The sequence below is a fragment of the Paracoccus albicereus genome (assembly GCF_024359525.1).
Taxonomy (GTDB): Bacteria; Pseudomonadota; Alphaproteobacteria; order Rhodobacterales; family Rhodobacteraceae; genus Paracoccus; species Paracoccus albicereus.
In genome coordinates this window covers 84,993-97,784 of sequence record NZ_JAKZEU010000008.1, presented here as the reverse complement: position 1 = coordinate 97,784, position 12,792 = coordinate 84,993, and the positions used below count along the sequence as shown (strand labels likewise).

At 64.8% G+C, this 12,792-nt stretch carries 15 protein-coding genes; 1 reads left to right on the top strand and 14 read right to left on the bottom strand.

Going from position 1 to position 12,792, the window contains the following annotated elements:
* Both MLD63_RS17220 and MLD63_RS17215 read right to left on the bottom strand, forming a co-directional pair.
* Nucleotides 1-352: cytochrome ubiquinol oxidase subunit I (locus MLD63_RS17220; RefSeq protein ID WP_304364003.1), on the bottom strand; the 352-nt coding region annotated here is incomplete at its 3' end.
* 176 nt (nucleotides 353-528) lie between these two features.
* Entirely contained in the window at nucleotides 529-1,302 is a 774-nt protein-coding gene (locus MLD63_RS17215; RefSeq protein WP_255331142.1) for an L-iditol 2-dehydrogenase, read from the bottom strand.
* A gap of 128 nt (nucleotides 1,303-1,430) precedes the next feature.
* Here MLD63_RS17215 and MLD63_RS17210 point away from each other — a divergent pair, with 128 nt between their 5' ends.
* Nucleotides 1,431-2,333, top strand: a complete 903-nt coding sequence (locus MLD63_RS17210; RefSeq protein ID WP_255331141.1) for an MBL fold metallo-hydrolase — start codon at nucleotides 1,431-1,433, stop codon at nucleotides 2,331-2,333.
* Nucleotides 2,334-2,344: 11 nt separating this feature from the next.
* Here the strand turns inward: MLD63_RS17210 and MLD63_RS17205 are convergent, their stop codons facing one another.
* The 12 genes from MLD63_RS17205 to MLD63_RS17150 form a co-directional block, all read right to left on the bottom strand.
* Nucleotides 2,345-2,782 (bottom strand): DUF302 domain-containing protein, encoded by a 438-nt coding sequence (locus tag MLD63_RS17205; protein WP_255331140.1) that lies wholly within the window; start codon nucleotides 2,780-2,782, stop codon nucleotides 2,345-2,347.
* 56 nt (nucleotides 2,783-2,838) lie between these two features.
* Nucleotides 2,839-4,098 carry an FCSD flavin-binding domain-containing protein gene (locus MLD63_RS17200; protein ID WP_255331139.1) on the bottom strand — a complete coding sequence of 420 codons (1,260 nt, stop codon included), beginning with the start codon at nucleotides 4,096-4,098 and terminating at the stop codon, nucleotides 2,839-2,841.
* A gap of 33 nt (nucleotides 4,099-4,131) precedes the next feature.
* Nucleotides 4,132-4,482, bottom strand: a complete 351-nt coding sequence (locus MLD63_RS17195; RefSeq protein ID WP_255331138.1) for a c-type cytochrome — start codon at nucleotides 4,480-4,482, stop codon at nucleotides 4,132-4,134.
* Complete coding sequence (locus tag MLD63_RS17190) at nucleotides 4,479-5,897, bottom strand: c-type cytochrome (RefSeq protein ID WP_255331137.1); 1,419 nt, start codon at nucleotides 5,895-5,897, stop codon at nucleotides 4,479-4,481. The genes MLD63_RS17195 and MLD63_RS17190 overlap by 4 nt, the downstream gene beginning before the upstream one ends.
* Entirely contained in the window at nucleotides 5,881-7,158 is a 1,278-nt protein-coding gene (gene soxC, locus MLD63_RS17185; RefSeq protein ID WP_255331136.1) for a sulfite dehydrogenase, read from the bottom strand. Before soxC ends, MLD63_RS17190 begins: the two co-directional genes overlap by 17 nt.
* Before the next feature lie 79 nt (nucleotides 7,159-7,237).
* Entirely contained in the window at nucleotides 7,238-8,932 is a 1,695-nt protein-coding gene (gene soxB / locus MLD63_RS17180) for a thiosulfohydrolase SoxB (RefSeq protein ID WP_255331135.1), read from the bottom strand.
* Nucleotides 8,933-9,006: 74 nt separating this feature from the next.
* Nucleotides 9,007-9,867 (bottom strand): sulfur oxidation c-type cytochrome SoxA, encoded by an 861-nt coding sequence (gene soxA, locus MLD63_RS17175; RefSeq protein ID WP_439957687.1) that lies wholly within the window; start codon nucleotides 9,865-9,867, stop codon nucleotides 9,007-9,009.
* 28 nt (nucleotides 9,868-9,895) lie between these two features.
* The gene (soxZ, locus tag MLD63_RS17170) at nucleotides 9,896-10,225 is read right to left on the bottom strand and encodes a thiosulfate oxidation carrier complex protein SoxZ (RefSeq protein WP_255331134.1); all 330 of its coding nucleotides are present in this window, start codon (nucleotides 10,223-10,225) and stop codon (nucleotides 9,896-9,898) included.
* A gap of 24 nt (nucleotides 10,226-10,249) precedes the next feature.
* Nucleotides 10,250-10,672, bottom strand: a complete 423-nt coding sequence (soxY, locus tag MLD63_RS17165; RefSeq protein WP_255331133.1) for a thiosulfate oxidation carrier protein SoxY — start codon at nucleotides 10,670-10,672, stop codon at nucleotides 10,250-10,252.
* A gap of 74 nt (nucleotides 10,673-10,746) precedes the next feature.
* Nucleotides 10,747-11,241: a sulfur oxidation c-type cytochrome SoxX gene (gene soxX / locus MLD63_RS17160; RefSeq protein WP_255331132.1), complete on the bottom strand. Its 495-nt coding sequence runs from the start codon at nucleotides 11,239-11,241 to the stop codon at nucleotides 10,747-10,749.
* Between the two features lie 139 nt (nucleotides 11,242-11,380).
* On the bottom strand, nucleotides 11,381-11,953 hold the full coding sequence (locus MLD63_RS17155) for a thioredoxin family protein (RefSeq protein ID WP_439957686.1): 573 nt from the start codon (nucleotides 11,951-11,953) through the stop codon (nucleotides 11,381-11,383).
* Between the two features lie 29 nt (nucleotides 11,954-11,982).
* Nucleotides 11,983-12,723, bottom strand: a complete 741-nt coding sequence (locus MLD63_RS17150) for a cytochrome c biogenesis CcdA family protein (protein WP_255331131.1) — start codon at nucleotides 12,721-12,723, stop codon at nucleotides 11,983-11,985.
* Nucleotides 12,724-12,792: the final 69 nt, after the last annotated feature.

Here is a 12,792-nt window from a genome sequence, read left to right as displayed (position 1 = left end):
ACATCACGCCGAGGAAGCCGGCTTCCAGGAAGAAGGCCGACAGCACCTCGTAGGCCATCGGCGCGCCGATCACGGGACCGGCCTTGTCGGAAAAGACCGACCAGTTGGTGCCGAACTGGTAGGACATGACAATGCCGGAAACGACGCCCATGGCAAAGGCCAGCGCGAAGATCTTGACCCAGTAGCGGAAGAGATCGAGGTAGCGATGCTCTTTCGTCCAGAGCCACAGCGCGTTCAGGACCGCCAGATAGCTCGCCAGACCGATGGTGAAGGCCGGAAACAGGAAGTGGAAGCTGACCGTGAAGGCAAACTGGATCCGCGCCAGCAGCACCGCGTCAAGCTCACCCATCATCGCATCACCCTTCCATTCGAACCGCAGCCCTGCGGCTCCGGCACGGGCCGGATGCGGCAGCGCGGCATCATCATGCCGCAATGGCGCGGCGATGAACAGAACCGCCGGTCCGAATCGTCATCGGACGCCGCGTCGGCTCGCGCGGCTGTGATGGGTTCGTGAGTGTCGGAGACGGCTTAGCTCATCCACTGGCCGCCATCGACATTGTAGCATTGCGAGACGATGTAGTCGGCCTCGGACGAGGCTAGAAATACCGCCATCCCGGTCAGGTCATCGGGCGTCGCGAACCGGCCTGCGGGGACCCCGGCCTCGACCTCGGCCTTCTTCTGACCCAGAGGCTTGCCTTCCAGCTTGGCGAACATGGAATCGACATGCTGCCAATGGGCGCCGTCCACGACACCGGGTGCGATCGCGTTCACGTTGATCCCGTGCTTGATCAGGTTCAGCCCGGCCGATTGCGTCAGACTGATGACCGCGGCCTTGGTCGAGCAATAGACCGCGACCAGCGGCTCGCCCCGCCTGCCCGCCTGGCTGGCCATGTTGATGATCTTGCCGCCGTGGCCCTGGGCGATCATCTGCCGCGCCGCCGCCTGCATCGTGAACAACGTGCCTGCGACATTGACCGCGTAAAGCCGGTCATAGCTGTCGCGGGTGATGTCCACCGTCTCGGCCGCGTCGAACAGCGCGGCGTTGTTGATCAGGATGTCCAGCTTGCCGGTACGGTCCACCACCGCCGCGACGGCCGCGTCGATGCTGTCCTGCCGGGTGACGTCCAGCGCGACGGCGTAGGCGCCCTCGCCGATCGCCGCCGCCGCTTCCTTCGCCGCCTCAAGGTTCACGTCGCCAATCGCGACGGATGCGCCTTCGCGGACATAGGCCTCGGCAAAGCCACGCCCGATGCCCCGCGCGGCACCGGTGATGAGCGCCGATTTTCCCTGAAGTCGTTGCATGATCCTGCCCTTCCTGACGCGTGATCCGTTGGCGCCCTGCTTATCGTGGCGCATCCGGGCCGCCAACAATCTGTTGCTTTCCGTGCGAGCCGCGGCTTAAGAATTCAATATTCATCGGGAGGAATATGATGCTGCGTCGAACCGTTCTGCTTTCCGGCCTGTCGCTGGCCGCGACCTCGGCCTTCGCGTTTCGCAGCGTTGCACAGACGAGTGTGGGACAGGCGCGCCTGACCAGCGTCTCGGACGGACATCTGGTGCTGCCCGAAAGCTTCGTCATCGGCGATCTGCCGGCCGACGAAGCGCGCGCGATCGTCGAAGCGGCCGGCTTTTCGGCCGATGGATATGAGCCGCCTTGCAATCTGACGCTTTGGGAAAGCGGTGATGCCAAGGTCCTGTTCGATGCGGGTTCGGGCAGCGGCTTCATGCCCACGGCGGGACAGATCGTGGACAGCCTCGCCGCCATCGAGCTGACGCCCGACGACATCACCCATGTCATCTTCACCCACGGCCACCCGGATCACTTGTGGGGTGCACTGGACGATTTCGACGAGCCGCTGTTTGCCAATGCCAGCCATCACATGGGCGCCGAGGAACAGGCCTACTGGACCGACCCCGCGACGCTGGACAGCATCGAACCCGAACGGCAAAGCTTCGTCGCGGGCGCTGCCCGGCGGCTGGAGGTCCTGGGATCGGGGCTGGTGCTGTTCGGTGACGGCGACGAGGTCATGCCGGGCATCAAGGCGGTCGCGACACCGGGGCACACGCCGGGTCACATGAGCTTCCGCCTGTCGGACGGGTCCGAGACGGTGTTCGTCATCGGCGATGCGATCGGCAATGGCCATCTGGCATTGGCGCGGCCTGATTGGGCCAGCCCAGCCGACCAGATCCCCGACCAGGGGATCGAAACGCGCATGGCCCTGCTGCAGGAACTGGCGGCCAGCGGCGAACGGGCGGTCGGCTTTCACCTGCCGGGTGGCGGCATCGGCACGTTCGGCGCGGACGACGGCGGCTTCACCTTCACGCAATCATAGGGCGCGCGCGCTCAGCCGCCGACGGCTTCCGTCACGATCGTGTCCAGAAGCGTCTCGACCGCATCCATCGGCCCGTCCGGATAAGTGCGGTAGCCGATCTGCACATCGTCCCCCATCTGCGCGACGAAGATGCCATAGGGGCAGTAGGCGATGTTCATCGGGTCGGCTTCCATCACCTGCCGGCTGACCACCGCAGAGCAGAAGGTGAAAACGTCGGCCTCGGTGAACAGCTCCTTGTCGGAGCCGACATCGGCACCGGTGCGGGCCAGCATCTCGCCCACATGGCTGACGTGATCCACGACCAGCCCCTGATTGGTGATCGCGCTTTCCACGGCGAAGGCCGCATCATCGAACGAGCCATCGAAGGGCTGGGTGACGACCTCCTGCGCGGCGGAGGCACCGGCAGAGAGGGATAGGGCTGCGAAAACGGCGAGGCGGGCGTTGCGCATGGATCTGACCTTTCGTTGCGGTGGCGCGGCGGGCGCACGGCCCGCCGCCGGTTCTGTCAGCCGAACATGTCTTCGGTGATCGCGTCATACCAACCCAGGCTTTCGCGATAGGTTTCCGCGCGCACCTCGGGGCTTTCGCCCTGTTCGGACACGAAACTGTCGACCGAGGCGATCTTTTCCTCGGTCGGCTCGTAGGTCGCGCCGACCTTGACCCCGTCCTCGGTGTCGATCAACGACCAGCAAGTGTTGGAATAGCGCGCGGGGAAGACCCGGCTGCCGGTCAATGCGCCCAGAACGGCGTTGGCGCAGACCTTGGCCTGGCTGTTGGCGGCGAAGGCCGATTTCGGCATGTCGCCCTGATTGGCCGCATCGCCCAGGATGAACACGTTCGGGTCAACGCGCGACGACATGTCAGCGGGATTGACCGGCGCCCAATCCCCTTCGGTCAGCCCGGCTTCGTGGACGATCCGGCCCGCCATCTGCGCGGGGATCACATTGCAGACGTCCACCTGTTCGACCTGGCCATCGATGTCGATCGTCATCGCCGCCGGATCGACCGAGACGATATTGGCGCCGAAATCCGGTCCGATTCGCTCGATCATCCCGGGATAATGCGCCTGCCAGCCATCTTCGAACAGGGCCTGTTTGGAATAGCTTTCCTTGGGATCGACGATCAGGATCTTGGCCGTCGGATTGATCTCGCGCAGGGTGTGAGCGACCATCGAGACGCGTTCATAGGGCCCGGGCGGGCAGCGGTAGGGGTTTGGCGGCGCGATGATCGCGAAGGTACCACCCTCGCGCATCGCCATGACCTGCGCCTTCAGCAGTTCGGTCTGGCTGCCCGCCCTGTAGGCATGGGGCATCGCGTTCTGCGCGGACAGGTCCCAGCCGGGGATCGCACCCTCCTTGAAGTCGATGCCGGGCGAGATCACCAGCCGGTCATAGGGCAGGCTCGCACCCCCGGCGAGGCTGACGGTCTTTGCGTCGCGGTCCACGCCCACGGCCCAGTCATGGACCACGTTCACGCCCATCGAGGCCAGGGTGCCATAGCTGTGGCCGAGGCTGTCGAATTCGCGTAATCCGCCAAGGTAAAGGTTCGAGAAGAAGCAGGTGTAATAGGCCCGCGATGGCTCGATCAGCGTGACCCTGACACGGTCGCCACCATCCTTGGCGATGTAGCGCGCGGCGGTCGCCCCGCCCGCGCCGCCGCCAATCACGACAACATTGGCCACGCCCTGCGCGCGGACCATCGGTGCGGCGAGAAGGCCGATCCCGGCCGACGCGGCGCCGATGAAACCCCGTCTGTTGAACCTCATGGTCTTTCCTCCTCCCCCTGTGATGCTCGGCCGTCAGTTGACCTCGCTGAAATAGGCTGCAAGCGCGGCAATCTCCTCATCGCCGAGCCGTCCCGCTATCGTCTCCATCACATCATGGCTGCGCGTTCCGGTCTTGTAGCCGAGCAGCGCGTCGATCAGCGCCTCGCGGTCCTGACCGTGGATCAGGGGGATGTCACCGCCCTCTTCCGCGTGGCAGGCCGTGCATTCGGACGAAAGGTAGGCGCCATATTCCGCGTCAGGCGTCAGCGCGAGGATTGCCTCACGCCGCTGATCGGCGTCGCTTGTTTCGGAAAAGGCGGTGGCTGGCGGTGCTGCAAGACACAGCGCCGCCAGCGCGGCACGATGGATCGCCGTGGCGATCACGGGGCGCCCGCGGATTGCATGTAGGCGATCACGGCGTCGATATCTTCCTGACTGCGCAGGCCTGCGAACGACATCTTGGTGCCCTTCAGATAGCCGCGCGGATCGGCCAGGAAGCCGCTCAACTCCTCGTGGGTCCAGACCCGGCCCTCCGCCGCGGCCTCCGTCAGCGCGGTCGAGTAGTTGAAGTCCTCGACGGACGCGAACGGACGGTCGAGGATACCGTTCAGCTCGGGTCCGGTGCGGTTCGTCGCACCCTCGCCGACCTGATGGCAAGCCTTGCAGCGGTTGAAGATCCGCTCACCCGCTGCAGCGAGTTCGGGATCGGGTTCGGCGGGTGCCACCGCTTCCGTCGCGGGTGCTTCGGCGGCGGGCGCTTCGGTCGGCGCCGCCTCCGCCGCTCCAGCATCCGCCGCGGCGGTTTCGACGGGCGCCTCGGCCTGCGCCGGCTCGGCGGCGGCCTGCGTCTCGGCTTCGCCATCGGCTGGGGCAGCGTCCGCCTCGGTTTCGGCCGGATCGGCCTCGCTGCCGGTCATGTCGTTGCTTTCAGACATCTCCGATTCCGGCGGAGCGTCCGAAGGCTCGTCCGGCGTCACGTCCAGCACAGTCGCGTGCATCGCGATCTCGACACTGTCCTTGCAGTTTTCCATGCAGGCTTCTGCCGAAAAGGCGCCGTATTCCGCCGTCTCGCGGTCATCCATGAAGAAGCCGTCGGCATTGGGCATTGTCACGTCCGCAAACGTCTCTTTGGACAGCACGAAATCATCTTCCACCATCTCATTGAGATACAGCAAGTAGGCGGTGATCGCATAGACTTCGTCGGGGCTGAGCGATTGCGCCTCGCCAAAGGGCATGGCGCGGTGGACGTAATCCCACACGGTCGAAAGATAGGGCCAGTAGGACCCGACGGTCTTGACCGGATCCTGGCTTTGCAGCGTGCCCATGCCCATCGCAAGCTGAGGCCAGCGGCCGACCGCTTCACCGAAATCGCCGTGACAGGCGGCGCATTTCTCGACGAAGACTTCCTCGCCGGTCCAGACATCGCCCGAGCCGTCGGGCAGGCCCGCACCGTCGGGACGGATATCGATGTCCCAGGCCGCGATCTCTTCCGGCATCGCCTCGCGGCCAAGACCGTAGCCGCCGTCGCGAGAGGGCGCGGCGGGCTCGGCGGCGGCGATCTGGGTTTGGGCTTGGGGGGCTTCATCAGCCGCCGCAGTTTCGGCAGGAGCCTCCGCCTGCGCGGCATCATCGGCCTGCGGCGCGACTTGCGGCGTCACCTCTTGGGCGTTCGCGGCCGAGATTGCGGCGAACTGTCCGTCGCGCGGATGCGCCATCTGGTTCGCCGCGACATAGGCGAGCGCCAGGGCGCCAACGGCACAGGCGCTGGCCGGCGCGATGATCTTAAGTGATTTCGACATTCTCGGCCTCGCCCTTCTCGTTCACGGCCCAGGTCTGGATGCCGTTGTTGTGGTAGATCGAGTTCTCGCCCCGGACCTCGCGCAGCATGTCCTTGGTCGGCTGCACGTAGCCGGTGGAATCGTGCGCGCGGCTTTGCAGCAGCAGCGGGCCGCCGTCCCAGTCGAACTCGTAGTAGAAACGGTGCATCGACTTGTCGTGGCTTGGCCCCGACATACGCGCCTGATGCCAGGTGATGCCGCCGTCGATGGTCACGTCCACCCGCGGGATGGAGCCGCGACCGGACCAGGCGACGCCGGTCAGCACGGTCGGTCCCGGTCCGTGCAGGATCGGCGCCTGCGGACTGGGATTGGTGATGACCGACTTCGCGTCCATCGCCCAGGTGAACTCGCGGGCCTTCCCGTTGGCCAGAAGGTCGGTGTATTTCGACGTCTCTTCGCGGTGATACCAGGGCTTGTCGCCGACCTCGATCCGGCGCAGCCATTTCACCCACATGTTGCCTTCCCAGCCGGGCACGACCAGTCGGACCGGGTAGCCCTGCTCGGGGCGCAGTGCCTCGCCGTTCATCTTGAAGGCGACAAGGCAATCGTCGAGCGCCTTGTCGAGCGGGATCGAGCGGGTCATCGCCGCCGCGTCGGCGCCTTCGGCCAGCACCCAGGCGGCGTCAGTCTTGACCCCGGCCTCTTCCAGGATCAGGCGCAGCGGCACGCCGGTATACATGACGTTGTGGATCATGCCATGCGTGAACTGGCAGCCGTTCAGCTGAGCGCCGCGCCATTCCATCCCGCTGTTGGCCGCGCATTCCAGGAAGTAGATGCGGTTTTCACGCGGGAAGCGCATCAGATCCTGAAGCGTGAAGACCTTGGGCGTATCCACGAGGCCGTTGATCATCAGACGGTACGAACCCGGATCGAGTTCTGCGACACCGCCGTGATGACGCTCGAAGCACAGCCCGTTCGGGGTGATGATCCCGTCGAGTTCGTGCAGCGGCGTGAAGTTGACCGAAGACACCGCGTCCGCGGTCAGCCACGGCACGTCGCGCCGGATCACGTGCGACTCGTAGGGCGAGGGCATGCCGTAGGGCCGTGCATCGACGCCGTCGCCCAGATACTGGGTCCAGGGTTGCTGGCTTAGGTCCGTGATTGCCGGATCGGGGGTCTGCGCACTCGTCTGGGCGGCGGCGCGGCCGGCCATCAGGCCCGCGGTGCCAAGCGCGGCGCCCTGCAGGAAACGGCGGCGAGAATGATCGTTCGACTGGCTCATGGCATGCGTTCTCCTTTGGCGGAAATGACCCGCCATGCTTTCCGTTCAGGTTCGAGGCGCGAGGCGCCGTGGCGGACCGTCAGCCGGCCGCGACGTCCACGCTTGCGTTGGGGTCGATGCTGACATCGCCTTGCTCGCGGATATGGGCTTCGACGACCTCCCAGATGGGTGGACCCTCGGTGCCTTCGTTGACGCTGGCCCAGCCGGCGACATTGTAGGTCTTGTCGGGTTCGATGGGCGTGCCGTCGCGCAGCAGCGTCATGTCTGTAATGCGGCTGCCCTGGGGCTGGCTGACGTCGATGCGGTAACCCATGCCGCCCACGCGGACCATGTCCCCGCCCTGCTGGTAATAGGGATCGGGATTGAAGAGGTTGTCGGCGACATCCTCCATGATCAGGTGCAACTGCTCGCCCGACATCTCGGTCCGATAGGCGTTGGGATAGCTCATCGCGGTGACGTTGAAGATGTCTTCACGCGTGATGTCCTGATCGGGCAGCAGCGACGCGCCCCAGCGGAAGCCGGGCGACAGCGCGATATCCGCTTCGCGCTGCGAGATCAGCGCGTTGCAGATCAGGTCGTCCCACGTGCCGTTGAAATTGCCGCGCCGGTAGAGAAGGCTGGAGGTGCGGCCGACCACCTCGGCCATTTCGTCGGCGTAGGGGGCACGGGTTTCATCGACCATCGCCGTCATCTCGGCGTCCGGCGTGATCACGTCCGAGAAGATCGGAATCAGCCGGTGATTGATCGCCTTCACGCCGTCGGACTGCACGTCCAGATCGACGCGGCTGACGAACTTGCCGTGGCTGCCGCTGGCGATCAGCGCGGTCTGGCCGACCATTACCGGCTCGGGGATGGCGTCATGGGTGTGCCCGGTCAGGATCACGTCGATGCCTGGCACGTTCGCCGCCATCTGGCGGTCCACGTCGAAACCGTTATGGCTGAGCACGACGACCGCCGCCGCGCCAGCATCGCGGGCTTCCTGCACGACCGCGGCCATCCGCTCCTGCCGCACGCCGAAGCTGAGATCGGGGAACAGCCAGGACGGGTTGGCGATCGGCAGATAGGGGAAGGCCTGACCGATGATCGCGATCTGCTGGCCGCCGCGTTCGACCATCGTCATCGGCTCATAGGCTGGCTCGTCCCAGGTCGCGTCGAAGATGTTGGCGCCCAGGAATGCACCGGCGAACTCACCCTCGATGATCTCGTTCACCCGGTCGAGGCCGAGGGTGAATTCCCAGTGGGCGGTCATTGCGTCGGTCTTCAGCGCATTGAACAGCTTCACCATGTCGGCGCCGTTCGAGCGCAGGGCGGGCAGCGACCCCTGCCACGTGTCACCACCATCAAGAAGCAGCGCGTCGGGACGGTCGGCGCGGATCGCCTTGACCACGGTCGAAATGCGGTCAAGCCCGCCCATCTTGCCGTAGGTTTTCGCGAGCGCGACGAAATCGTCGTAGGTCAGCGCGTAATCCATCGCGCTGCCCTTCTCGATTCCGAACGCCTTGCGGAAGGCATCGCCCGTCAGGTGCGGCGGCAGGCCGGCGACGTCGCCGACGCCGAGGTTGATCTCGGGCTCGCGGAACCAGATCGGCTGGGTCTGGGCGTGGATGTCGGTGATGTGGATCAGCGTGACGTTGCCCGACCCGTCCGGCCCGATCAGATCGTCTTGGCTCAGCGTCTGCTGCGCGGCAAGCCGCGACCAGTTGCCGAAACCCGACGCACCGATCAGCGCGGATGTGGCCAGCGAGGCCTGAAGGAAGTGGCGGCGAGCAATCATCTTCTAACATTCCTTTACGTGAATGTTTTTAGGCAAAAAAACCCGCCCCGATACCGGAGCGGGCGGGTATCCGTTCAGTTGCGGACCGAGGGTCCTTCGACCGACAGGCCGTTGCCGCGCGAGGCGACATAGAGTTCCAGCGCCACGAATTCCGGGCTGCCGACGGCGAAGGTTTCGCCCATCGTGTCGCGGATGCAGCCGCGGAAGCGGTTCTGGACCGACACGAGGGCCGCGTCCTTCAGGCGATAGGCGGGGAACGCGTTGATCTGACCCTGGCTCAGATGGTCGGCCCGGATCATGTTGTCGTAATTGTCCTCGTGACAGTTCGCACAGGACAATTCCAGCTGGCCGTAGCGGGTGTAGTACATTTCCTCACCCTGCTTCCACGTCGCTTCGGCGGGACCGTCGATGGCGACATTGACTGGCGTGCCACGCGCGACCGACGACAGCAGCGCGACCATGTTGATCATGTCGGTGCTGTTGTAGCCGTAGGGCTCTTCCATACCCATCCGCTCGGTCTGACATTCTTGGACCTGCATCTCGACCGTCTGCACGGTGCCGTGCTCCTCATCCCATTTGGGATAGGTGCCGCGCACGGTAGACAGCGATTCCGGGTCGTCGTGACAGGAGGCGCAGCTTTCGCCGCCCGTTCCCATTTCCGAGTTGAAGGCGGCGCGTGCGGCCTCAACGCCCAGCATGCCGGGATTGTCGAAATCGTCGGCCTGCATCATCTGGGTATCCTCGGACCGGAAGGTCCAGCCCGAACGGATGGTGCCAAGCGCGCTCGCGTAATCCGGCGCCGGAGCTTCGGTCACGATCGGGATTTCCCCGTTTACGACCAGCTGGTCATCGACCACCTCCTGCGCGCCGGCGGCCATCGCCGTCAGGGCAAGGACGGAAACCGCCAGGCCCGCATACCTGAGTGTCTTGGTCATGGCGTCTCTCCTCCCTGCCCGGCCGGCTTCAGCCGACCGTGATGTCATGCGCGTCTTCGTAGGTGGAACCGTCGTCGTCATACCACGTGAAGGTCATCGTCCCCGATTCCGGGATCTTCGCGTCGAACTCGAAATACGGGTTGGTCGAGATCGCCGGTTCCAGCGTCACGTCGATGATCGTCTCGCCGTTGAAAGCGGCGACGAAGCGGTTGATGATCGAGCGCGGGATGACGTTGCCCTGATCGTCCTTGCGCTGCCCGGATTCCATCGTGTGCGAAATCAGCGTCTTGATGGTCACGACCTCGCCGGCCGTCGCTTCGCTGGGCACGCGGACCCGAGGGGTCACATTCTCTGCCATGTCTGTCTTCTCCTGTGCCTGACCTCAGCCGCCGCAGCCGCCGATGGTGACTTTGACTTCCTGTTTCGCCTGGATGAACGAACCGTCGGACATCTTCGCGACCGCGACGACATCCTGCGTTTTCGCAAGACGGATCCGGGTCGAGGCCGACTGCTCACCCGCCAGCGGACCGAAGTTGAACGTGGCGACGTCCGGGTTCGGGTTGCCGGCCGCAAGGATGATGATCGACTCCGCGCCGGGTGCGCTGACCTCGATCGGCACGGTGTTGCCGTTCTCGGCGATTTCCGGGGCGGTCAGCGTCAGATCGCCCTCGCCCGGCGTCGCGCCGCCGGTAAAGGCCGAGATCGCCTCTTCGGTGGTGGCGGCCATCGCCAGTTGCGGCACGAACAGGGCGGCGCCCATCGCGCCGATCCCGGTGGCCAGGGTCTTTCTGCGGGTCATAATCATGGGTGGTCTCATCCTCCCGTTGTCGGTTTCGATCGCGGCGGGCATCGGGGCGCGACGCCTGCGCCGGTTAAGCTTCAGTTCTGCTCGTCCGTCAGCGTCATCAGGTAGGCCACCACATCCTCGACCGCCTGAGCGGTCAGGATCGGGGGCAACTCACCTTCGGGCGCCTTGCCGGTAAAGCCGTCACCGGGCCGGATATAAGGGCCGGTATGGTAAAATGAAGGCATCATCGTGTCCGGGAAGGTGTTCTTCGCGTTCACCACGATGCCGCGCAACTGCGCCTCGCTCCACCGTCCGGCGGCGCCGTCGAGCGAGGGCCCGATATCGCCCTGGAAGGGAAGTTCGGACAGATCGCTGACCTGATGGCACGCGATGCAGTTGCCCTTGCCACGGTCCATCAACGCCGCGCCGCTTTCGGGGTCACCGGCGGTGCCGGTCAGGCTTTCGGCGACTTCGCCATATTCATCGAAGGCGACATCCTTCGGGGCCGTTTCGGCGAAAGCGGTCGCGGTGGCGAACGTGGTGCCGAAGACGATGGCCAGCGCGGCCAGTCCTGTCGAGTGCCTCATGGTTCCCTCCCGGATCTCTGGGTTCGGCGGAGGCTGGATGCCGACCTGGATTCTTGCAGGCAGTCTAGCCGCGACTTTGCCCGCCATGCAACAACGTATTTCAATCCTTGATTTTGTTTCTTCGCGGCAACGGCCTTCGTCAGCCCCCACCCTCGCGGGCATTGTGCATCCTGGCGTGGTAGGTCTGGAAGCCCTCTTCGCCCAGATAGCCTTCGTCACGCACCCAGTTCAACAGATCGAACGTGGTCGAGGCGCCGAAGGCGCCGGGCATCGTCGCCACGGCCGCCTGCGTCGCCGTTTCACCCTCGGGCACGTCATGGGGAAAGAACATCATGGTCGGCGTGAACAGCGCGCCCCATTTCGCGACCATCTGCTTTTCGGGCAAGGTCGTGCCATCGAAATCGGTGACCTCGACATCGCCGAACATGTTCAGCCGCACGACGAAATAATCGTTTTCCAACATCTCTTCGATCTCGGGCTGGACGAAGACCTCTTCGTGCATCCGGGTGCAATAGATGCAGCCCCGCTGTTCGATGATGACCATCAATCGCTGGTCGTTGGCCTCGGCCTCGGCCAGATCCTCACGCAGGTCCTTGAAGGTCTCGCGCAGCCAGGGCGCCTTGTGCAGACCGTCGTCGCCCAGCTCGACCGCGCACACGGGCGAGGCGAGCGCGAGGGCGGTCAAAGCCATGATCATCGTGCGGCGCAGCATCGGCAGGCTCCTTTCGCGTATGGCCGATCCTAGGCCAGTTGCAGGAAGATGGGGAAGGTCTCGATCATCCAGTTTGCGATCATGTTGACCGACCCCGAGGCGATCAGAACGGAAAACAGGACCAGCAGCAGACCCATCGCCTTTTCCACCTTGGGCAGGTGGCGGCGAAACGATTTGGCAAAGCGCAGGAACGGGCCGATGAACAGCGAGGCGGCGACGAAGGGCAGCGTCATACCGATACCGAAGATCAGCATCAGGCCCAGCCCCTGCCAGGCCGTCGCCTCCTGGCTGGCGGTGAACATGACCCCGGTCAGCACCCCGCCCACACAGGGCGTCCAGCCGGCGGCGAAGGCCAGGCCGACCAGATAGGCGCCGAAGACGTTCATCTTGGCCGGGTTGCCGGTGTCCATCTGGAAGCTGCGGTTCAGAAGCGGGATGCGGACCACGCCCAGGAAGTGCAGCGCCATGATGAAGACGATGCCCGCCGCGATGTAGCGGAACGTGGTGACATGTTCACGGAACGCCTGACTCAGCCCGAAGGCGGCCGCACCCAGCAGCACGAAGATGGTGATGATTCCCAACGAAAACATGATTGACGCCGCGACGGCCCGCGCCCGGACGCCGGCGGGCAGGCTGCCGCTGTCATTGATTTCGGCCATCGAGGCGCCTGCCATGTAGGACAGGTAGAACGGCACGATCGGCAGCACGCAAGGCGAGAAGAAGACGACGAGCCCGCCGATGAAGGCGCTCCAGATCGTGATGTCGAACATGCTTGAACCCGAAAGGAAGGACGCGCGCCGGTCGGTGACACTTGACAGGAGCGCCTGTATTCACATCTT